At 45.6% G+C, this 21,168-nt stretch carries 21 protein-coding genes and 1 pseudogene; all 22 read left to right on the top strand.

Annotated features, from left to right (window positions below; translation table 11 throughout):
• Positions 1 to 10: 10 nt before the first annotated feature.
• The 22 genes and pseudogenes from E5355_RS14950 (at position 11) to E5355_RS14850 (ending at position 21,040) form a co-directional block, all read left to right on the top strand.
• Positions 11 to 361: a hypothetical protein gene (locus tag E5355_RS14950; protein WP_136010973.1), complete on the top strand. Its 351-nt coding sequence runs from the start codon at positions 11 to 13 to the stop codon at positions 359 to 361.
• Positions 362 to 416: 55 nt separating this feature from the next.
• Positions 417 to 761 carry a hypothetical protein gene (locus E5355_RS14945; protein WP_246866972.1) on the top strand — a complete coding sequence of 115 codons (345 nt, stop codon included), beginning with the start codon at positions 417 to 419 and terminating at the stop codon, positions 759 to 761.
• Positions 762 to 776: 15 nt separating this feature from the next.
• Positions 777 to 1,091, top strand: a complete 315-nt coding sequence (locus tag E5355_RS14940; protein WP_118132152.1) for a DUF6706 family protein — start codon at positions 777 to 779, stop codon at positions 1,089 to 1,091.
• A complete protein-coding gene (locus tag E5355_RS14935) occupies positions 1,088 to 1,417 on the top strand; it encodes a hypothetical protein (protein ID WP_136010972.1) in 330 nt (109 codons plus the stop codon). The genes E5355_RS14940 and E5355_RS14935 overlap by 4 nt, the downstream gene beginning before the upstream one ends.
• Entirely contained in the window at positions 1,405 to 1,707 is a 303-nt protein-coding gene (locus E5355_RS14930; RefSeq protein ID WP_136010971.1) for a hypothetical protein, read from the top strand. Before E5355_RS14935 ends, E5355_RS14930 begins: the two co-directional genes overlap by 13 nt.
• Positions 1,704 to 2,000 carry a DUF7352 domain-containing protein gene (locus E5355_RS14925; RefSeq protein ID WP_009038459.1) on the top strand — a complete coding sequence of 99 codons (297 nt, stop codon included), beginning with the start codon at positions 1,704 to 1,706 and terminating at the stop codon, positions 1,998 to 2,000. Before E5355_RS14930 ends, E5355_RS14925 begins: the two co-directional genes overlap by 4 nt.
• Complete coding sequence (locus tag E5355_RS14920; protein ID WP_118940819.1) at positions 1,997 to 2,389, top strand: hypothetical protein; 393 nt, start codon at positions 1,997 to 1,999, stop codon at positions 2,387 to 2,389. Before E5355_RS14925 ends, E5355_RS14920 begins: the two co-directional genes overlap by 4 nt.
• A gap of 1 nt (position 2,390) precedes the next feature.
• Positions 2,391 to 2,933 carry a hypothetical protein gene (locus E5355_RS14915; RefSeq protein ID WP_005837065.1) on the top strand — a complete coding sequence of 181 codons (543 nt, stop codon included), beginning with the start codon at positions 2,391 to 2,393 and terminating at the stop codon, positions 2,931 to 2,933.
• 71 nt (positions 2,934 to 3,004) lie between these two features.
• Entirely contained in the window at positions 3,005 to 3,394 is a 390-nt protein-coding gene (locus E5355_RS14910; RefSeq protein ID WP_005837066.1) for a hypothetical protein, read from the top strand.
• On the top strand, positions 3,340 to 3,588 hold the full coding sequence (locus E5355_RS14905; protein WP_227212647.1) for a hypothetical protein: 249 nt from the start codon (positions 3,340 to 3,342) through the stop codon (positions 3,586 to 3,588). The genes E5355_RS14910 and E5355_RS14905 overlap by 55 nt, the downstream gene beginning before the upstream one ends.
• A 2-nt stretch (positions 3,589 to 3,590) precedes the next feature.
• Positions 3,591 to 5,148 (top strand): annotated as a pseudogene (locus tag E5355_RS20395) (tape measure protein); the annotation flags it as partial.
• A gap of 4,795 nt (positions 5,149 to 9,943) precedes the next feature.
• Positions 9,944 to 10,366, top strand: coding sequence for a hypothetical protein (locus E5355_RS14895; protein WP_005837071.1), 423 nt, complete (start codon positions 9,944 to 9,946; stop codon positions 10,364 to 10,366).
• Positions 10,367 to 10,449: 83 nt separating this feature from the next.
• Positions 10,450 to 15,279, top strand: a complete 4,830-nt coding sequence (locus E5355_RS14890) for a hypothetical protein (protein ID WP_136010969.1) — start codon at positions 10,450 to 10,452, stop codon at positions 15,277 to 15,279.
• Positions 15,280 to 15,298: 19 nt separating this feature from the next.
• Positions 15,299 to 15,583 carry a hypothetical protein gene (locus E5355_RS14885; RefSeq protein WP_008664647.1) on the top strand — a complete coding sequence of 95 codons (285 nt, stop codon included), beginning with the start codon at positions 15,299 to 15,301 and terminating at the stop codon, positions 15,581 to 15,583.
• Positions 15,584 to 15,599: 16 nt separating this feature from the next.
• Positions 15,600 to 17,444: a hypothetical protein gene (locus E5355_RS14880; protein WP_136010968.1), complete on the top strand. Its 1,845-nt coding sequence runs from the start codon at positions 15,600 to 15,602 to the stop codon at positions 17,442 to 17,444.
• Between the two features lie 5 nt (positions 17,445 to 17,449).
• Complete coding sequence (locus tag E5355_RS20010) at positions 17,450 to 17,974, top strand: hypothetical protein (protein ID WP_246866971.1); 525 nt, start codon at positions 17,450 to 17,452, stop codon at positions 17,972 to 17,974.
• Positions 17,934 to 18,485, top strand: a complete 552-nt coding sequence (locus E5355_RS20005; protein WP_246866970.1) for a hypothetical protein — start codon at positions 17,934 to 17,936, stop codon at positions 18,483 to 18,485. Before E5355_RS20010 ends, E5355_RS20005 begins: the two co-directional genes overlap by 41 nt.
• A 5-nt stretch (positions 18,486 to 18,490) precedes the next feature.
• Positions 18,491 to 19,075: a DUF4376 domain-containing protein gene (locus E5355_RS14870; protein ID WP_136010967.1), complete on the top strand. Its 585-nt coding sequence runs from the start codon at positions 18,491 to 18,493 to the stop codon at positions 19,073 to 19,075.
• Positions 19,076 to 19,104: 29 nt separating this feature from the next.
• On the top strand, positions 19,105 to 19,575 hold the full coding sequence (locus E5355_RS14865; protein ID WP_246866969.1) for a hypothetical protein: 471 nt from the start codon (positions 19,105 to 19,107) through the stop codon (positions 19,573 to 19,575).
• A gap of 10 nt (positions 19,576 to 19,585) precedes the next feature.
• The gene (locus tag E5355_RS14860; protein ID WP_061412130.1) at positions 19,586 to 19,927 is read left to right on the top strand and encodes a hypothetical protein; all 342 of its coding nucleotides are present in this window, start codon (positions 19,586 to 19,588) and stop codon (positions 19,925 to 19,927) included.
• Positions 19,928 to 20,057: 130 nt separating this feature from the next.
• Positions 20,058 to 20,582 (top strand): glycoside hydrolase family 108 protein, encoded by a 525-nt coding sequence (locus tag E5355_RS14855; protein WP_136010966.1) that lies wholly within the window; start codon positions 20,058 to 20,060, stop codon positions 20,580 to 20,582.
• Positions 20,579 to 21,040, top strand: a complete 462-nt coding sequence (locus E5355_RS14850) for a DUF6808 domain-containing protein (RefSeq protein ID WP_136010965.1) — start codon at positions 20,579 to 20,581, stop codon at positions 21,038 to 21,040. Before E5355_RS14855 ends, E5355_RS14850 begins: the two co-directional genes overlap by 4 nt.
• The last annotated feature ends 128 nt before the right edge of the window (positions 21,041 to 21,168 follow it).

Raw genomic sequence — 21,168 nt, 5'->3', positions numbered from 1 at the left:
GGGGTAGGATATGAAAGTAAAGGTTATATCAGTTTTCCGCGACAAGTTCACCGGAAAGTATTATACTCCCGGTGAAGTGATTGAAGTCGGTGAGGAAGCCCGTGTGCTGGATATGGAAAGCCGCAGACTCGCTGAACGGATTGAGGTAAAAAATCCCGAAGTGAAAGCCCCTGAAGAAAAGAAAGAGGTGAAAATTTCCCTCTTTGAAAAGGAGTTTGAGAAGAAGGCTTTGATTGATGCTTTGAAGTCCATCGGCGTGCAGGCTTCCGGCAATATGAAAGAAGAAACTCTTTTGGCTAAGGTCTCAGAACTGGATGAAGAATCAACTGCCAAGCTGAAAGAAGCATTAGGTATCGAGTAAGGATAGGGTAGTGTTTCTACCCTTCCATTGTCTAATTTTATAAACCAGAAAAGAAATGAAGAATTTTATTTTTGCCATGTGTGGCTTTTTGATGATGTCTTTGGTCTCGTTGGACGTGCAGGCATCAAGTGTGGAATCTCCCAAGTGTGAGTATGTGAATCCATCTGTTGATGTTGGTTTGCCAGACATTCAGTGTATCACTTTTGAAGCATCTTCTGTTGATTGTGTTGTGTTGATCACTCCGCAGCCAATATTTATGGTTGTGGATAGTCCGGTGAAGCAAACAGTAACTATTACGGCAATGCAAAGGAAACAGATTCAGTTCCTAAATGCCCGTTCCGGTACGTCTATAAGTCGAAGTATTGCACACATTATAGCCATACAGCATATAGTACACTGATTACACCATATTAAGATGACGGTAAACGACTACATACAACAGAAGTTTCAGATATTCGGCATTCAGGTATCGGAGGCTGACATTTTGGATATGTGTCTTACCTCGAAGATAAGCGGAGAGGATGAGATGAATGAGCATTGCTGTGTCCGTGTCTCTGTAGCAATTGCGAAGTTCATCCCCTCTCTTTTGCTTCGCGCCACTTCAATCAGTGAAGGCGGTTTTTCTATGTCTTGGAACATTCAAGGCATTAAGGATTACTATTCATTTCTGTGTAAGCAGTACGGCTTGAAAGACGAACTGAGTAACAAACCTAAAGTGACTTTCTTATGATATTCGCTCCACACATATTGCAGGTTAAGGTTATCACCCCGATGGATAAGGATGAGTTCGGCAGACCTATTCCCGGCACAGGTGGTGAGAGCTGGCAGGATATATGCAGATGCCGTTGTGATGATGTGAGTGCGGAAAAGAAAGTATCTATCAATGGCGTTTTGTATGATTTCCAGTACAAGGTAGTCTTTGATAAGCTGTCAAAGGTTGAAGCTGGTACGGAAGTCCGGTGTTTGAATCCAGATGGAAGTATAAGGGGCGAAGGCATTGCTAAAAGTCCTTTTGAAACAAACTATTTTCCTTATAGACAGATATGGTTGGAGTAGATTTTGATTTCTCAGATGTAGAAGATTTCTTCGATGAAGGAGAATGGGAGGTCGAAAAGAAGATGATTGATGTGGGCGCTGAAGCCGTGAAGTACGCAGAGGAAAATGGCGATTATCAAGACCATACACTCACTTTGAGAACGTCCAATGATTACGATGTCGATAAAGACGGTTTGACGCTGAAAAACGAAGCGGAATACGCATCATTCGTAGAATCTAAAGGGTATGATGTTTTGAGTAGTGCTGCTTTATATGCGGAGAAACGGTTAAAAGAAGAATTTGAAAAATGAAAAGAATATTCAAGTATGAATTGATTGTTGCAGACCATTCAAAACTATGTCTGCCTATCGGGGCGAGGATATTGTCTGTTCAAGTACAACGAGGTACTGTTTGCTTGTGGGCTATCGTAGATGAATATCAGAAAGAATTGTGCTTTGTGGATATTTATATGTACGGAACGGGGCAACACGTATCAGATGCAGATTTGGCTGGAAAAAGATTTGCCGGAACGGTTCAACTTGGAGATTTGGTTTGTCACGTATTTCTCGAATATGACGAAAACGTCCAATATTTGATAGTATGATAGTAACCACCGACATAGGAAACATCCTCTACCGGGATTGCAAGGCTTTCGGGATAGGCATAGTGCCAGCAGGAGAAACGCTGACGGGTGAATTGACCTCTGAAAGAATCGTTATCCACACAAAGAAACAACAGCCGGGAAAGTATTGGAAGAAATCTTTCGCAGAAGTGAATCTATGTGTACCCAATTTAAGCGAGAATGAAGCGAACACAATCCGGCTTAACGAACTTGAAAGAAAGGCTGGCAAGCTGTTTGATGATGTAGTAAGCACCTATGATGGTATGACATATCGTTACTCTATTGATTCTATCGGTACAGAAGCGGACACAGCTTTGAAGTGTCATTATGTGAATGTGAGAATTTTGTTTAATGTATTAAATGTAAAATGATATGATTACAGCAGTAGAAATTGACGAACTGTATTATGCAGAACCGATTAAAACGGTTACTACTCCAGCTGCCGGATTAACAGGCGCAGAAGTAGCCACCATCTTGAAAAACGCAGCAACGAAGCGGGTCAAGAATGTGCATGGTGACACGTATCAATACGAAGAAGCAGAGGCAAGTGTAACTCGTTACAAAAACGCTTTGACTGGTGAGTACTACCGGGAAACGTCTGAACCGGGTGAGGTGAAAATCAACTTCACCATTGGTGAGTATGATTATGCTACAAAGGCTGATTTACAAGGTGGTAAAGCCACAGAAAAGAATTGGGAAAGAGGCAAGTATAAGCCTATTCATAAATGTGTGATTGGTAAAACCAAAGACGGAGTTTATGTTGTGTTTCCGAAAGCGGCTATCAATGCCCGTGGCTCTAATACCGATAAGGCTGTCGGATTGGCTGTTTCGGCCGTTCCCCTTTCCACAGGTGTAGATGGATTGGCTTCCGAAAAGTGGTTTGACGAATCGGAAGTTGTAGTGCCGGAAGGTTGATAATTTTTCAGTAAAAGGATTGTTTTCAGATGGCGGTGGGTGGTTGCTCACCGCCTTTTTAATTTAATGTTATGAATAATCAAGCAGCAAAAACGGTTTCTGATGCCCTATTAGGGCTGGATTTTAAAAATGTAGGGATAGGTGGAATCGTTTATACCATCAAACCGCCTACAATTAAAGTTATCTGTCGTGCCATTCATCATTTTTCCAATATCGCCCTGCGAGGAGATAATATCATGGAGGCTATTAAAGAGCTTCCTAAAGCTACTGAAGATATGCTGAAAGGTATTTCATGCTTCATCTGCGGGAATGATAGTTTGGTCAAAGAATTGGAGAACGGCACTTTTGAAGAAGTCAAAGATGCCTTGGAAGTCTGTTTCTCTATGATGGATATTTCGGCTTTTCAGTGTGTCAGCTCGATGAGGAACGTGTCGATGCTGGCAGCAAGACCGAAACAGTAGGAAACGCAACGTTCTTCGGGCAGATAGCCCATTTGATTGACACGCTTCATCTGAGTTATACAGAAGTGTTTGAGGTTATCCCTTATCGGAATTTGCTGATGATGCAACGGGATAAATTACACGCAGTATATGGTGGTCAAAAAGTGAATAGAATCAGTGGTAAGGAATTGGCTAATCGTAGGAAAAAGAAATAGATATGGCGAAATTATATTTTAAGGTAGGTAGTGACTGGGAAGAAGTTGTAAGGCTCCGTAATGAAATTGCGAAGTTAAAACAAGAGTTAATGAGCATGGATGGCACGCAGTCTCCTGCTGCTTTCAAGGCTTTAAATGTCCAACTTGCTGCATCTAATCAAAGATTGGATGAGTTGGTGACTAATGCAGCCAAAGCTGGAGCGGAGATGGAAACGGGATTCAAAAGGAAAATCTTCGATGCTTCCCAATCTGTAAATGGGTTCACAGAGAAGATTATCGCTCAAAAGAATGCCATAGGTTCTCTTCAAACAACTATTCGTAAAAATAAGGAGTTATATAAGAACATCGTTTCAAGAGGTGGGGAAGATAAAGAACTGCTTAATCACATCAGCAAACAAGAAAGAGCGCTCGGTAAAGAACGGGATGCTTTATTCAACCTCACCCAACAGCAAGCCGAAGCGCGTCTTTCCGTAAAGAAACTCCGGGATGAATATACACTTTATAAGAATGATGGGAAACAAGTAGTAGAAACTAACGAAGGTATCGCTATATCTTGGAAGAAAGCGCTGGCAGTTATTGGTGGCGCCGGAGTATTAAAGGCATTAGGTTCTGAAATGATTCGTGTGCGTGGCGAATTTCAATCTATGCAGACCGCTATTGAGACTATGGTTGGAGAAGATATAGCAGGGCGACTGATTCCGCAAATCAAGGAGCTGGCTAAGATTTCTCCACTTACTATGTCAGATATGGTTGGAGCAGAAAAGATGATGCTTGGATTTAACATACAAGCAGAAGACACTATCAAATACTTGAAAGCCATTAGTGATATTTCTATGGGAGAATCCAGTAAGTTCAATTCGCTGACTTTGGCATTTTCACAGATGTCAGCAGCGGGTAAACTTATGGGGCAGGATCTGAATCAAATGATAAACGCTGGATTCAACCCGTTACAGATTATTTCCGAAAAGACAGGAAAGTCTATTGCTACACTCAAAGATGAAATGTCCAAAGGTGTTGTTTCCGCTGAAATGGTACAGCAGGCGTTTATAGATGCCACATCGGCAGGCGGTAAGTTCTACAATATGTCTGAGAATGCTTCAAAGACTATCAATGGTCAGTTGTCTATGATGCAGGATGCTTTGAATTCCGTGTTTAACGAATTGGGAACTAAGTCGGAAAGTGTTATCATGGACGGTATTCAAATGACAACTTCGTTGATTCAGAATTATGAAACAGTAGGGAAGGTCTTGGCTGGATTAGTGGTTACTTATGGTACATACCGGACCGCAGTGATGCTTGTTACTGCTGCTGAAAGTAAGCATACCCTTGTGGAGATTGGACTTACCAATGCCCGTTTATTGGCACGAAAAGCGCAGTTAGCTTTAAACGCTGCAATGCTTACTAATCCTTATGTTTTGTTGGCTACTGCCGTTATTGGGCTTGGTGCTGCAATGTGGGCTTTCCACGATTCGACAACCGCGGCGGAGAAAGCGCAAAAAAGATTTGACGAGCAAAAGAAACAGTCTATTAAAAAAGAGCAAGAACATAAACAAAGGCTTGAAGAATTGATTTCCACCCTTCAAAATGAATATACCTCTTCTATGGATAGGGTGAAGGCAATGGATGCAATAAAGAATGAATATCCCGCTCTCTTCCAAAAATACATAGATGAAAAAGGACATATTAGAGACTTGATAGCTTTATGGAAAGAATACAATGAGGAAGCTGGAAAGAGGAACGTAGAAGAGAATAAAATTAATTACAACAACTCTAAAAAACTAATTGGTGAATACGAACAGGTTATCGGATTATGGAAAAGGTTCGGAGAAGACCCGAATTTTCATAAAAACAGTTTGAATGAATCAGAGAAAGAACTTGCTGACAAATATAGGAATGAAACTTTATCTACTTTGAAATCAAAGTTGGATGAAGAAAAAAACATTTTCACAAGTTATCAAAAAGAAGTCCGCTCAGATGAACTCGCTCAATGGCAACTTGATTTAAAGAAAAATACTGATATTCAGATAAAGTCAGAACTGAATGAAATGAAGCGCCTTCAACAAGCAAGAAAGAATAATAAGTGGTATTCTTTGAATGTAGGCATTGGTTCTTTGAAAGGTGCGACTACTGAATCTGAATTGCAAAGTAGAATAGATATACTTGAATCGGAGTTAAAGTCACGTAAAACCTCAACCTACCAGCAAGACCTTGCGAAAGCCAAATCCGATTGGGAAAAGGCAAAGAAAGGTTATGAAGTTCTTTTAAAAGACCAACAAGCAACATCGGAACAGGTAAAAAAGGCCCGTGAAGATATGCTATCAAAAGAGAAAGCCTATAAAGATTTAGGTGGCATCACTGGAAGCTCGTTGACTAAGCAGGAAAATCAAGCCAAGAAAGCAGCCGCCAAGCAACTCAAACAGCAAGAACTGCTTACCGAACAACTCTTTTCCATTCGTCGGAAAAACCAGCAGGATGAAATCAACCTCATGGAGGATGGCACTGAAAAGAAGCTGGCTCAGATTGACTTGGACTATCAAAAAGAACTGGATGCTATTAAAAAACAGCGCAAGGATTGGGAAACGGAGCAAGGTGGAAAACTGACAGATAAACAAGAGGAGAAACTTGGCACATGGGCTTCTAATGCCGCTAAAAAAAGAGAAAGCGATATTGATTCAACAAGTAAAGCCAAACTTGAAGCCGACAAAAAAGCATGGCAGGAGTATTTCATTGAGTTCGGCAACTACCAGGAAAAGCGCAAAAATCTTATTCAGAAGTACAATGACGAGATAGCCAAACTGCAAACCGACAGCCCGGAGTACGCTTCCAAGGTAGCCCAAAAGAACAAGGCTCTTGAACAGCTTGATGAACAGTTCGGTCACTCCACAAAGGCGATGGCAGACCTCTTTGAAGATGCCAGCAATAAGTCCGTTTCCGCTATTCAGTCCATCATTGACAAATACGAAACCCTTGTCAAGTACATGTCCGGTACTGATAAAGACATTTCTATTGCTGATTTGAAAGGAATGGGCTTTACCGATAAAGACATTGAAGGGATAGAAAAAGGGGAAATATCCATCAAGGATGTTACAGACGCAATCAAAGGGTTAAAGGATGAACTTAAAGGCAAATCACCGTGGCAGGCTTTCGTCTCTGACTTGGAGAAAGGGATAGAAGCCATAAAAAAGGGTGGTAACGATTCCAAGAAAATCGGTCAAGGAATCACCGATATAGGAAATACTGTGACGTCTTTTGCCCCTGCATTGAATGAGTTTGGCTCAAGTATCGCCGACATATTCGGATTTGACGACAGTAAGATAACAAGTGCCATTGATGCGCTTGGCGGCTTAGGACAAACGGCATCCGGGGTCGGGCAAATCATGTCGGGTGATATTGTCGGAGGCGCAATGAGTGCGGTTTCTGGAATTTCCTCTGTAGTGTCCGCATTGGACGGGATGTTCGGTGCCGATTATTCCCACTATAACGAGATGGTTGAGGAGTACACCAGGCTCAATGAGATATGGGATGAACTGATAGACAAGAAGCAGGAATACATCAGCATTTCCTACGGCATGGAGGCAGACAAGGTCGGAGAAGAGGCGCTTGGCCTTGTTGAAAAGCAAATTGAGGCATATCGCCTACTGGGAAAAGAACGTCTTAATTCCGGTGCATCCGCAGGTTCCCATTCCATTGGCAAGCGGATGGCAAAGAACACCTCGTCAAGCGACTGGCAGGACATTGCCGACGCACTCGACATGTCAGTCAATGCCGCCAAAGAGTTTATCGGGACCGGAAGAATGACCGGACTGTTTGACCTCACTGTTGAGCAATTGGAGAAACTTAAATCCGAAGCTCCTGCCTTCTGGGCGAAGATGGACGGTGACGTGCAAGAATATTTGAACGGCATTATAGATGGAGAGGAAAGGATTGAGGATATTCAGAACCAGATTAGTGAACAACTGACACAGACAACGTTCGATAGCGTTTTCGACAGTTTTGTGGATACCCTCATGGATATGGGCAGTTCCGCGAAAGACTTTTCTGACAGTTTCAGCGGATATATGCAGCGTGCCGTGCTTACCACAATGGTAGGCAACAAATTTACCGAGGACCTTCAAACGTGGTACGATGCCTTTGCCCAGGCCAATAAAGACCAAGGAGGCATTACGAAGGAGGAGATGGAGGCTCTTCGGAAGCAGTATGACGCAATTGCCGGTTCCGCACTTGCCGAACGTGACAAGCTTGCGGAAATTTTCGGATGGACCAAAGAGGATACCGACAGTAGCACGGATAACTATGAGGATTTCATCGGTAGTATGCAGAGTTCTCTTACTTCCCTTGATGTGACGGCCAAGGATGTTTCTGATAATATCTATGATTACTTCCGTCAGGCAATGATTAACGCTCTGTATGAAAAGGAGTACAAGAGCAAGATGGAAGAGTTGTACAAGACCTTTGAAGGGCTTTCCAAAGACGGATTGTCCGAGAGTGACATGGCACAACTCGGCTCTCAGATTGACCAATACATTGAGCAGATGATGAAGGGCGTAGAGGACGTTAATAGTTTGTTTGCTGACAAGCTGAAGGACGCCGAAGACCTGCAGTCGTTTGTTGATAACGTCAAGTCTGCCATGTCTTCCATCGAAGCCACCGCCGAAGACATAACAGACAATATCTTCGAGTACATCCGTCAACAAATGGTTGAGAAGATGTTTGCCGATACCTTCCAACCACAGATAGAAGAGTTTTATAAACGGGTTCAGAAAGCCATGTCTGACGGCGATATAACCGATGCTGAACGTAATACACTGAGAAGCGAAGCTGAAAAGTTGGCTAATGACATCGTAGCCGCCAAAGACATTCTTTCTGATACTCTTGGCATTACCGAGAGTAACATGAAGAAAGAACTTGAAGAGGAATTCAAGTCCTTCTCCGATGGCATATTGAACTCTCTTACCAATGCCGAGGTAACAGCCGAAGCCGTTGCCAAGAATATCTCCGAATCCATGCGCAAGGAACTTATCGAAGCCATGTATATCGAGCAATATGAACCACGTATCAAAGCTATCTGGGAGAAATGGAAGGAATACTCGGAGGATGGACTTGTAACCGATGAAGAACGTGCCAATATCAAGAATGACATTGACGAATTGAGCAAGGAGGTTGCCGATGCTGCCGGAGAAATCAGCGATGTTTGGAAAGACTCTGGCGAGGAGGTAAGGAAGGCGTTCGATTCTTTCTCCGACAGTATCAGGAGTGTGCTCTATGACGTAGAAGCGACCGCCGAGGATGTGGCCAACAATATCTATAAGTTTATGCGTAATGCTTTGGTTGATTCCATGTTTTCCGCCCAGCTCCAACCTCAGATTCAGGCTTGGTATGACCAATATACCGAGTTTATGAAGGACGGTGCCATAGATACCGCCGAGCGTAAGACACTGGACGAAATGATAGCCGAGATTCAGAAAGCCGGTGTTGACATTGTGGATGCGGCTAACAAGCTTTTCCCCACTCTTGATACGGGAGCCATCAACCGTGCGGAAGAAGCCGCCCAGGAAGCGGAGAACGCCCGTAATGAAGCTGAGCAGGAATGGGAGTCGTTCTCTGATGGTATTCTGAATTCCTTGTACGATATAGAGGCCACAGCGGAGGATATTTCCGATGACATGAGCGAATACATGCGCAAGGCTTTGATTAAGGCCATGTATGTGGAGAACTTCAAACCGCAGATGCAGAAGTGGTACAATGAGTGGAAAAAGGCCATGGGAGATGACGACCTGACTTCCGAAGAAAAGCAGCTCCTCGACTCCATGAAACAGACGATGGTTGACGACATGAAGAAAGAAGTTGATGCCATCAACCAGTTCTTTGGAACCATGTTTTCACAGCAGGCGAGTAGTAAGGGTCTTGAAGCCATGTCACAAGATACCGGCGAAGAACTTAACGGACGTTTTACAGCTTTGCAGGTTGCCGGGGAAGAAATAAAGAACCAGTCCATTCAACAGACCGGTTTACTTTCATCCATCAATGGCAAACTTTCATTGCTCAATCTTAGAAGTGGGGATGTCCCAGCTTTGTTATCTGGAACTCCTAATTTCGCAGATAGAGCCAAAGAGACAATAGCGAGCGGCCATCAGTCGCAGGTACATATTGTTTTCCCGACAGAGGACATAAAGGCATTGACCGATAGAGTCTCCAATATGGAAAGAATCGTAGATGAAATGAGAACATTCCAAGTAGAAGGTAACATGGACCGTAGAGATATACTTGAAAACTCTGTTATTCTTGCCAAGAATAGTCCGCGAATACTCGATAATACAAATGATATCAAGCAGGATATAAAGAATCTATAATAGTTATGGCAGAATTAATAATAAACGGAAGAGAAGCCCTAAAAGAGTGGGGTGTTAGAATGGGAGATAACTTTCTTGATGTACTGGGAGCACCGGTACCTCTGAAAGAGTTTATAGAGAATAAATCACGCTTGGAACATGGGAAACAAGTTCTTATGGATAACCCCAAGCTTGATGAGCGTGAGTTAACTCTTGTTTTTACAGTAGAAGGTGATTCTCCTGCCGATTATCAGGCAAAGAAAACAGCTTTTTATGAAGAACTTTACAAAGGTAAAATTGATATTCAGATTCCTGAGAACAGTAGTGATATTTATCATTTGCTATATTTAGGAAAGAGCGTTTCTTATGCCCAAAGCTTAGACCGGACATTTGGGAAAATATCAGCCAAATTCTGTGAGTACAATCCATCTAACCGTGTTGTAGGCTAGAAATTTACGACATTAAATTCATTGTCGTGTATGGAAGCTCTAATTTTTAGGGCTTCTTTTTTTTATGTCCGACCTTTGTTTACATGATAGATATTAAGGACATACAAGGCAATACCCGCTTTTCAACTGGTATCAATCCCGGTGCAAAAGGCAAGTTCTCTTTAATGAAAGAGGACTATGTCGTACTACCTTTTAATACTCTGTCCCCAGTCGATTTCCAAGTAGGTGATTACGTTGACTTGCGTGGGGTACTCGATGCCTCCATGGGCGGTAAATTGGCAAAAATCTATCAGATTGTAGATATTCCCTATCCGACCTACAAGAACGGAGGCTACTCCTATGAACTTCGTTTTGACGCTTACTATTTCAAGTGGAAAACAAAGATATTCAAGTACACCCCGGAGTACGGAGGACTGGAAGCGTCCTGGTCCCTTACCGCTTCACTGGATGTCCAGATGGGTGTATTCCTTCGCAATTTGAAAGCTCTTGGTTATAAATATGAGGGAAAAGACTTCGTGTTTTCCATTGACGATAGTGTCGAGAACTCCTCCAAATTGATGACCTATGACAATACCAACCTCATTGATGCTATGTTCAGCATGGCTGATAACTGGGGTTGTGATTGTTGGGTAACGGACCATGTCATCAACTTCGGACGCTGTGAGTTCTCCGACGCTGTTAAGATAGAACTGGATAAGGAAGCCAAGGACATGAGCCGGAGTGACAGCAAGGGTACTTATGCCACAAGAATCTATGCGTTCGGTTCAACAAGAAACATCCCTACCAACTATCGCCCGGTAGACCAGACCACTGTTGTCAACGGTATCGTCCAGAAGCGCCTTATGCTTCCGGCAGGCACTCCATACGTGGATGCCCACGAGGGCTTGACCGATTTGGAAGCTGTCGAAGCCGTTGTTGTATTTGATGACATCTGCCCCAAAAGAGTAGGTGAAATCACCGGTGTAAGCTTTTATGAGAGCGAGGTAGATAATGAAGATGGTACAAAGACAAAAGCTACCTTCTACCGGTTCAAGGATTCAGGCATCAACTTCTCGAAGAAATACATCCTTGAAGGACAGGAACTCAAAATCAGGTTCGAATCCGGCAAGCTCAACGGCATGGAGTTCGGTGCTGCCTTCAACCCTCTTGGCCTGACCGAGAAGAACGACGACGGCACATGGAATCCTGACGCCCAGCTTTGGGAGATTATCCGTAACGAGGACTACGGCAGACCCCTGCCGGATGAAGTGCTGTTTCCGGCAAAAGGTGACAAGTATGTACTGTCTGGTTGGAATGCCGAGAAGATAACCGAACTTGGGCTGGTGGCTGCTGCCGAAGAGGAACTGCTTGCCACTGCAAAGAAGTACGTGGCAAAGACCTGCATCGACGACGGCACCTATACGGCTACGCTCAACTCCATCTGGGTACACAAAGACCAAATAAATCACAGCTTTGACATAGGACAGCGCATCAACCTTGTCAATCCTGCCTACTTCAAGGACGGGCGCTTGTCCCGTGTCATCGGCTTTGAAATCAACCTCGACAAGCCTTACGATTCCCCGCAGTATACGATTGGCGAAAGCACCGCCTATTCCCGCCTTTCCGATATTGAAACGCAAGTCGAAGAGTTGACTTTTAAGGGACAGACCTTCACCGGTTCGGGAGGCAGCAACATCTATGTCATCAAGACCAACGACGCTACGGCCGCAAGCAACTTCAATGTATTCTCTGCTTTACGTACCCTAAGAATGTTCTTGAGAAAGGATGCAAGCGACGTAGCGGAGGAGGTTATCACATTCTTAAAAGGCCTTTTGATAGGCAAGAATGGCAGTGGTATTACCGTCCGTGAAGACGGTACTTCCCAAGCTGTCGTTGACCGTCTGTATGTGAAGATAAAGGCCGTCTTTGAAGAACTGCAGGTTAAGAAAGCCACCCATGTAGGCGGTGAACAGATAATCACCCATGCCGGTATGAAGTGCATCCGCGTGGAGGAACTGGAAGATGCCTACCGCTGCTATTTCCTTGCCGAGCAGGAAGGTGAAGCGATAGCAAACGAATTTAGTGTCGGTTCACTGGCGCAAGCAAAGGAGTGCAACATCGTCGAAGGGACTACCCTGAACGCCTCCAACCGCTACTATTGGCGTGAAGTCATGGCTGTGGGACGTGACTATATTGACTTATCCAAGGCCATCTGTGATGAAGGTAGTGATATCCCCCAAGCAGGTGACGATATTATAGGATTGGGCCACCGTACAGATGTAGACCTTCAAAGCGCAATCGTGCTATCGTCTACCAACGAGACATCCCCGTCTATAACTTTCTACACCGGCATTGACGACTTCAACCTAACGGGGAAAGATGTAATCTCCTTCGGTGTTGACAAATCCACCGGGCATGCCTACATGAAAGTGTACGGTACTTCCTATATCGGCGCCCGTGATGAGAGCACTTACATCAAGTATACACCGGAAGGTGGCGTAGAAATCAAAGGGCGATTCCTTACGATGGCCGGTGAGGACATCCTGACAATGTTCACTGTCATTGAAGGACTTATCAAGTCTGAAATCTCATCCGTGCGTGATGAAATCAATGCCCTGAACAATTACCTTAACAATGCGTCTTTTGCCGCTGACATGCAGTACTGGACCGGTAGCAGCAACATACGCATCTTCCGAGTTGACGGTCGGCTGCTGTACTTCAACAGTAACTTCTATGCGAACAAGGAATCTTTCGCCGATATAGTAAGCGAACGCGCAAAGAATGTGCTACGCCTTAAGAACAGCTATATCGAGCAGGTCAACTCAGACTTTTACCGCCATCCGGATTTTGAGACCTTCGACGAACTCAAGCGCCCCCGGCAGTTCACTATCTCTTTCAAGTATCTGGTGAAGCGCCCCGGCACTCTTGCCTTCCATTTCAAGAACGAGAACAAAGAAGGTTTTGAGGAATACACCCCGATTTCCTTTTCTAAGGACCTATATCCCAGTACTGAATTCAAACAGATGGAGATAACCGGTAAGTGGAACGGAACCGGTGATTTCCACATGTCTTTTACCGGTGACATGTACTTGTATGCACTTACGCTAACCGATGATGCTCTTGCTGACTTGCGCGAGGAATTCAATATGCGTTTTGAACTTACAGACAAGAAGATTCAGGCGAACCTTGACGAAATCAGAAGCACGGCAGGCAAGCTTGAAGAGTATCACAGTGAATTCCTGCTTACCGCGCGCAACCTTGAAGCGAAGTTCACGGAGGACCTGACGAATACTGAGAGTCGTATAACGCAAGAATACACCTCTGCTATCGACATCTCCGCCCGTGGTCTGAAAGCTGAATTCACGTCCGGTCTTGTAGGCCTTGAGACTGGAATTACCGAAGCATATAAGTCTGCTATTGACATATCGGCCCGCGGTCTTCGTGCAGACTTCAGTGCGTCCGTCTCTGACCTGGACGGCAAGCTGTTCGCCCATGCAGGCAGCTTTCATGTGACTGCCGAGAAGATAGAAAGTATGGTGACCGCCACAAACAGCCTGAAGGGTACCGTGGAACAGCATACCTCAGCCATCAGCCAGACGGCCAGCCGTATAGACCAGTTCGTGCAGAAGATAACCTTCGATTCCAAAGGTAACATTACCAATATCGACAAAGCCGGTTTAGTGACGGAGAGCAATATCGCCACCATGTTTGCGGAAAAGGTCGACCCCAACGGTGATATCGTCAGGCGTGCTCAAATCAGCGCGTTCATCACCGAAGGCGAAGCGGGCAGGTTGATATCCAATGCTACAATCGAGGCTGACCGGATAAACTTTACGGGAAAGACCATCATCAACGGCAGTTTCGTGGTCGATACAAACGGGCGTGTGACGATGAACGACATCACGGCAAACAACCTGACTCTAAAGGGCAGCATAACGGGCACGGATGCTACGTTGAACGGCATTACAGCTAATAATCTGACATTAAAAGGCAATATCTCAGGTATTGACGCCATCCTGAACGACATTACTGCCAATAACCTTACGTTGAAGGGCAACATTACCGGGGTGGGGGCTACACTGAATGATATCACCGCCAATAATCTTACCTTGAAAGGGAGTATAACGGGCAGGGATGCTGTCTTGAACGATATCACCGCGAACAACCTTACCCTGAAAGGTACCATATCCGGTGCCAATGCCACGCTTAACGATATCACAGCCAATAATCTTACGTTGAAAGGAAATATTTCCGGTGCCAACGCCATATTGAACGGCATCACCGTAAACGGAAAGATAAACGCCTCCAGCGGCCGGATAGGTGACTATCTATATCTGCATGGTAACGGTATATCCACCAACTCGAGAGCGTTCGTGACCGACCTTACAGATAGCACTACGCAATTCGAACTCAGCAAGAGCTACTATCTGCATGCGATAGCGTCGGACGGAGGAGCCAATAGCATCCTGATAAGGCCCTACCAGACTATGGAAGCGGGCACAGTCAAAGGGGTGGTAACCATCTCTGCAACCATTCCGGGGCGCAATAGGGCCATACACGTATCTTCCGGCGAGAGCTATTTCGGTGGTGATGTGATAGTGGGGAAGATGTATGCTCCGTCCTCCGGGACTCTGGAAATTGCCGGGCCGCTGAAGACGCAAGGTGTATACCGGAATACTGACGTGATACTCTCTTCGGTTACAAGGTACAGCATTAAGGCGACCGACCACACACTGCTTTTTTACGGTAACTGTACTATATCCCTTCCGTCCTCTTCTGACGGGCATGAGATATGGATAATGCCGAACGGGAATACCATCAGTTTTCCTTCTGGTACGTTCGCGAACTCTTCCAGGACGAATATCAACGGGCGTGAATGGCATGTGATAAAACGGGTTTTGGGGAATTGGTATCTGTCATGGATGAGTATATAGAATAATTAAAATAGAAAGTATGAAAATCAACTTTAAGAAAATCGAGGCCCAGACCTCATTCGAAGGCGCCAAGCAGACCTTCGACGTAGCCGAAACGGTCGGCAATGAAATGATGTACAACGGAAGTATCCTTCTGGATATAGGCTTTGAAGACTTGGCACGGGAAATCTACTACTCGAAAGATGCGGTGGAAATCCCGGAACAGTATTGCAAGGCTCTTGAACTTGTGGTGAAGAACTCGCGGCTCATAGCTGCCGTGAAACGTGCGGTAATTAACCAACTGAATGTCATCCAGCCATCTTAAATCAATTCTGAAAATTATGGTATTGGAATCAAATCAGTTCAACCAGCTTGTAGAGGAGGTGAAGAAAGCCCTTCTTGTCGGCTCCCAAGGTGTGGGCGATGTGGAGATTGTCGATTCGCTGGCCGATATCGTGAGCCTGCCCGCCCTCCGTCTTGCCGGTATGGAAGAATCGGTGGTCGAGGCACCGCTTGAGTTGCTGTCTGCCCCTGCTGAGGAAGCTGCTGAGGAAGTGCGCAAAGCCGAAGCGGAGCGTGTCATAGTGGAGAACGCACGCAAGGAAGCTGAGAAATCCCGTGAAACGGCTGAGACAAAGCGTGCTTCATCTGAAAGTACCCGCGCATCTGCTGAAACTACGCGTATCAATGCCGAAAAGGAACGTGTGACAGCCGAAGGTCTCAGGAAAACGGCAGAGACAGAGCGAGACAAAGCTGAAGCGGTCCGACAGACGTCTGAGACCGGACGGGCAACTGCCGAAACCGGCCGTGTTACTGCCGAAGGTAAACGTGTCAGCGCCGAGGAGGAACGTAAAAATGCTGAGACAGTGCGGGCCAACGCAGAGTCAACCCGACAGACAGCCGAAACGGGTCGTGTCAATGCTGAAACCGGTCGTGCTACAGCAGAAGGTAAGCGCGTTACTGCTGAGAATGCCCGAAGCACTGCTGAGGATACACGTAATAGTGCGGAAACTAACCGCCAAACAGCCGAAACCGGACGCGTAAATGCTGAAAGTACCCGTGTCACTGAATTTGCTGCCCTCAAGCAGGAATCGGAGACGGCTACTGCGAATGCTACTGATGCGGCAGAACATCCTACCTACATCGGTGCAGACCACTATGTATACCAATGGGATAAGAGCGCTAAAGAATACGTTAAGACGGATATCTATGTGAAAGGCAAGCCGGGAGATACATTCACCCTTCTTGGACGTTACGATACGCTTGATGCCTTAAAGACTGCTGTACCTGACGGGTCAAACATCACTGGCTTCTATTCCGTTGGAACTGCATTGCCTTATACATATTATGCCTGGTATAACGGTGATTGGCAAAGTCAAGGACAATTGCAAGGTCCAAAGGGCGATAAAGGCGAGAAGGGGGATACGGGAGCGCAAGGTCCTCAAGGCGTACAAGGTCCACAGGGCATGAAAGGTGATACCGGTGCCACAGGACCGCAAGGAGTAAAAGGTGATACTGGTGCTACCGGTCCTGCTGGTGCAAAAGGCGCCACTGGTGCACAAGGAATACAAGGTCCAAAGGGCGATAAAGGAGACAAAGGTGATACGGGTGCAAAAGGCGCTACCGGTGCTACTGGTGCCACGGGTGCAGCAGGTGCAAGTGCCAGTATTACCGGTGCTACTGCTACGGTTGACGCCAACATCGGTACGCCCTCCGTGACCGTTTCTCTCGGTGGTACCGCATTGGCCAGAACCTTTTCCTTTGCTTTCAAGAACCTGAAGGGTGCTACCGGAGCAAAAGGCGCTACGGGTGCTACCGGAGCTACTGGACCTAAAGGGGCGACTGGTGCGCAAGGACCACAAGGGCCGCAAGGTGTCGGTGACCTGACAGTCACCGGTGCGAATACGGTCACGACACTGGCCTCCCTGCCAATTTCCAAGAGAAGTATCACTGCAAGGTTGGGTTCTGCCACGAACATCAGCCTTGCTTCCGGAATGTCAGTGGGCAATGACTTGTATATCCGCTGCGTCGCATCGGCGGCATTCACACAGCCGATACCCAATACCGGCGCGTTCACTTCGATGTCCGGTACTTCAATCAGTGTTTCCGCTGGAGATATCTTTGAGATTAGTATCTGGTGCTATGCCGCTGGCGCCTATTCAATATCCGTAAAAACAAGGGACTAAGGTTTATGAGTGTATTAAAAAGACGAAGCAATAATATAAAGGACGGTCAGTATGTGATTGCATTCTCCGACAGTAGAGCCTTAATAGATATTTCCAAGGATTGTGGAATGACATGGACCAGAAGACAACCTTCCGACCTTCCTAATGTAAACGAATACTTTTTCAGCAACGATAGAACGAGGATTGCCATGTCCGGAGACGGCAGGCATATCTATTGCTCGTGCTATATGGCAAATGTGGGATTATTGCGTTCTACGGATTTTCTGGAGACGGCAGAACCTTTCAAGCCTGATAATTGCTATTCCGTGTACTCGATAGCCTGCAACGGCAGGGGGAATCTGGTCGCTATTGTGTGTCAGAATAGCAATAACAAATATGATTTGATGCTTTCCGGGGATTATGGGAAAACATGGCGGGTCTCTAATGGATTAAAAGACAATACCGTGCCTCTCATGGGGGTGGAAATGTCCCATTCCGGCAGATACGTAAGTGGCATATGCGTCAAATTCTCCCTATTATACTACCCATGAGCTGTTTATATCTTCCGATTATGGAGAAACTTTCAGCAGTGAAATGTTCAGGGGGCCTATCACAAAGATTGCCATTTCCGGTGACGGCAAATACATGTTGTGTTGCTGCAACAGGGAGAGTTCATCAAAGTTATACTATGCCTATTATTCCGGGGATTATGGGAAGACGTGGACTAAAATTACCGATTCGAGTTTCTCTGCCCGTACATTGGCCATATCCTATGACGGGAAATATATGGTTATAGAGGGAGGGTACTCTTATTCCGGTGCACGTATATCCGCCGATTACGGAAAAACCTGGGCATTGAAGCATTCCGTTATTGGCAATAGCTTTGCTTTGGGGCTTTCGTCTGACGGAAAGTATGCGATAGCACAGGAAAGTTCTTCTCCGTATCGTATGTTCAAATCTTCGGATTATCTGGGCTCATTTACTGAAATAAATACGGCACCGCTTACATCAGGTATTAGAACGAATTACCGATTTATCATAATGAATAAAAATAGGCTTTAACAATAATGCAATATATACATATTTATTCAGAGGAGAAAGTTGTCCGTCTTGATTTTGAACTGGACGAAAACTATGAAGTGGGTACAACCTATGAGGATTACCTGGATGGAGCCTGGGTACCGTTGAATGCGGAACAGGAAGCATTTTACGAAGCCCATCCGGCAGCGTCTGCAAAGGAAATTCTCGAATGTGAATTAACCCCTCCCTATGAACCGACTTTGGAGGGTGTGAAGAGCGCGAAGGTCAATGAAATTGCTGTTTACGACGGGTCCGATGCCGTGAATTCCTTTACGCTTGGCGGCAAGCGGATGTGGCTTGACAAGGATACGCGGGTAGGACTGGTAAACTCAATTACTATCGAGCAGGCTGTGGGTAAGGAGACAACCGTGCTGTGGTATGATGCCGTGAAGTATGTAATCCCCATTCCTCTTGCCTTGCAGATGCTGGCCGCACTGGAACTGTATGCCCTGGAATGCTATAATGCCACGCAGGAACATCTGACCGCGGTTATGGGACTTGCTACGAAAGAGGAGGTCGGAGCGTATGATTACACTTCCGGTTATCCTGAAAAATTAGTGTTCAACCTTTAAATTGATAGCTTATGATTTACTTATGTTTTATGTCGCTGTTTTTGCTCACTATGTACATAATGTATGCGGTGAGAGTGTGCGGAGTGCCCTGGTCGCTCTCTGACACCTATTATCAACTGAAGAAACGGAACCGCTCGGCGTGGCTGTTTCAGGCGGCGATGGCCGTTCCTGCCATGCTGCTTATGCCGGTGTGGATTGAATGCTCATCGGAGAACCTGCAATGTTTGGCATTTCTTGCTTGCGGTGGGCTGATGTTCGTCGGGACAGCCCCGCTGTTCAAGGAGGAATTTCAGAGCAAAGTACATTATGCAGGGACAGTAATAGCCGGATTAGCTACAATTCTTTGGGTTTGTCTCTCCGGTATGTGGTACTTGCCTGCGGTTGCTTTCCCGATAGCCGTTGTTATCATGTTGAGATACCGGAAATGGCTGTTCTGGGCGGAGATGGCAGCGTTTGCTTGTGCTTATGTGGGGGTGCTTATAATTTGTATCGATTGTTAAACCGGGAGAAATGGAAATGAATGATTGGATTATGTTGGTGACCGCACTCGGTGGCATCGAGGGCATCAAGCAGCTTGTTAAGTGGTGGATGTCGCGCAAGACCAATGCGCGTATTGAGGATGCCCATGCGGATGTTGAGGAGTTCAAGGCTTTACGGGAGTACAACGAGTTCCTGCAGAAGCAGCTTTCGGAGAAGGAACAGCGGTTTGTGGAGCAGACTGACCGGCTCCGTAAGGTGCAGGATGAATTGTTTACACTGAAGGAGACTAATTCTGACCTGAAACTGGAACTGGCGCTTAAACGGTGTGAGAGGAAGAAATGCGGTGACAGAGAACCGCAAAACGGCTACTGATTCGCGGAAAGGAAGGTGTTTCACAACGACTCCCTTTCCCTTAATACTACACAACTTAAAGTTTAAACAAAGGCGTTTGCAAATATATTGTATTTTTATGTAAAACCAAAAATCAAGGAGGAAAATAAGAATGGTGAATGTGTATAAATTAGCGCCGTGGATTCTCAAATGGGAAGGCGGTTTCGTGAATGACCCGGCAGACCTTGGAGGTGCTACGAATATGGGTGTGACTATCGGTACGTGGAAGTCATGCGGCTATGACAAGGACGGTGACGGTGATATAGACGTGGATGACCTGCGTCTGCTTACCCGTGAGGATGTCGTTAACCGGGTGCTCAAGCCACATTATTGGGACAGATGGAAAGCTGACGAGATTAAATCGCAATCAGTTGCTAATATATTGGTTGATTGGGTGTGGGCATCCGGTGCACACGGAATAAAGATACCTCAACGCTTGCTTGGTGTTACTGTGGATGGAATAGTAGGTCCTAAGACCATTGCTGCGGTGAATGCCAGGAACCCGCGTGAGTTGTTCGACATGATTAAGATTGCACGGTTCGATTTCATCGAGGATATATGCCGTTCTCGTCCGGCGAACAATAAATTCAAACGGGGGTGGATGAACCGTATAAACGATTTGAGATTCGAGGAATGAAAAAGTTACCGTGGATATTAACTGTACTGCTGGCAATTGCTTGTATAGTGGTTTGGTTCCGTCCGCATGAGCAGCCTCCGGCTGAAGTTCGTGTAGAGACGAAGATAAAGACGGTTGTCAAGGTAGATACGATGCTTATCTCTGCACCGATGGCTGTGTTCTGGCGTTTCGTACCGGATGACACGACACGGATAGGTGATACCTTGCTCCATCGCCGACAAGTGGTATATAGAGACAGCTCGTATCGGGCTGTGGTGAGCGGATATGTAGACCCTCGGCTGGATAGTTTGCAGGTATTTCCTAAGACGGTGTATCAGACGGTGACGAATGACATCTATCATTCGGTGGTTGTTAAACCGAAGAAGAAGCGGTGGGGATTTGGTTTGCAGGCTGGGTATGGTTATCCGGATGGATGGTATGTTGGTGTTGGGGTGAGTTATAACCTTTTGCAGTGGTAGACTTTAATCTGAAGTCTGGGATTGAGTGAGAAAATGAAGGTGTAGAAATGATGTGTTTTTAAGTAATATCTATTTTAGTAGATGACAAAAATTAAACTTATGCTGTTAAACATTTAATTTTTAAGCGG

The organism is Bacteroides muris (ex Afrizal et al. 2022) (assembly GCF_004793475.1).
In the GTDB taxonomy this organism is placed as follows: domain Bacteria; phylum Bacteroidota; class Bacteroidia; order Bacteroidales; family Bacteroidaceae; genus Bacteroides; species Bacteroides muris.
Note: the sequence above shows the minus strand (reverse complement) of the source record. Positions and strands in the feature narration are given on the sequence as shown.

Excerpts from the sequence above, each read along its gene's own strand:
- E5355_RS14940 (WP_118132152.1), top strand. The coding sequence starts at position 777 with ATGACGGTAAACGACTACATACAACAGAAGTTTCAGATATTCGGCATT.
- E5355_RS14890 (WP_136010969.1), top strand. The coding sequence starts at position 10,450 with ATGATAGATATTAAGGACATACAAGGCAATACCCGCTTTTCAACTGGT.
- E5355_RS14855 (WP_136010966.1), top strand. The coding sequence starts at position 20,058 with ATGGTGAATGTGTATAAATTAGCGCCGTGGATTCTCAAATGGGAAGGC.
- E5355_RS14910 (WP_005837066.1), top strand. The coding sequence starts at position 3,005 with ATGAATAATCAAGCAGCAAAAACGGTTTCTGATGCCCTATTAGGGCTG.
- E5355_RS14950 (WP_136010973.1), top strand. The coding sequence starts at position 11 with ATGAAAGTAAAGGTTATATCAGTTTTCCGCGACAAGTTCACCGGAAAG.
- E5355_RS14860 (WP_061412130.1), top strand. The coding sequence starts at position 19,586 with ATGGAAATGAATGATTGGATTATGTTGGTGACCGCACTCGGTGGCATC.
- E5355_RS14925 (WP_009038459.1), top strand. The coding sequence starts at position 1,704 with ATGAAAAGAATATTCAAGTATGAATTGATTGTTGCAGACCATTCAAAA.
- E5355_RS14915 (WP_005837065.1), top strand. The coding sequence starts at position 2,391 with ATGATTACAGCAGTAGAAATTGACGAACTGTATTATGCAGAACCGATT.
- E5355_RS14945 (WP_246866972.1), top strand. The coding sequence starts at position 417 with ATGAAGAATTTTATTTTTGCCATGTGTGGCTTTTTGATGATGTCTTTG.
- E5355_RS14930 (WP_136010971.1), top strand. The coding sequence starts at position 1,405 with ATGGTTGGAGTAGATTTTGATTTCTCAGATGTAGAAGATTTCTTCGAT.
- E5355_RS14880 (WP_136010968.1), top strand. The coding sequence starts at position 15,600 with ATGGTATTGGAATCAAATCAGTTCAACCAGCTTGTAGAGGAGGTGAAG.
- E5355_RS20010 (WP_246866971.1), top strand. The coding sequence starts at position 17,450 with ATGAGTGTATTAAAAAGACGAAGCAATAATATAAAGGACGGTCAGTAT.
- E5355_RS14850 (WP_136010965.1), top strand. The coding sequence starts at position 20,579 with ATGAAAAAGTTACCGTGGATATTAACTGTACTGCTGGCAATTGCTTGT.
- E5355_RS14865 (WP_246866969.1), top strand. The coding sequence starts at position 19,105 with ATGTCGCTGTTTTTGCTCACTATGTACATAATGTATGCGGTGAGAGTG.
- E5355_RS14885 (WP_008664647.1), top strand. The coding sequence starts at position 15,299 with ATGAAAATCAACTTTAAGAAAATCGAGGCCCAGACCTCATTCGAAGGC.
- E5355_RS14920 (WP_118940819.1), top strand. The coding sequence starts at position 1,997 with ATGATAGTAACCACCGACATAGGAAACATCCTCTACCGGGATTGCAAG.
- E5355_RS14935 (WP_136010972.1), top strand. The coding sequence starts at position 1,088 with ATGATATTCGCTCCACACATATTGCAGGTTAAGGTTATCACCCCGATG.
- E5355_RS14895 (WP_005837071.1), top strand. The coding sequence starts at position 9,944 with ATGGCAGAATTAATAATAAACGGAAGAGAAGCCCTAAAAGAGTGGGGT.
- E5355_RS14870 (WP_136010967.1), top strand. The coding sequence starts at position 18,491 with ATGCAATATATACATATTTATTCAGAGGAGAAAGTTGTCCGTCTTGAT.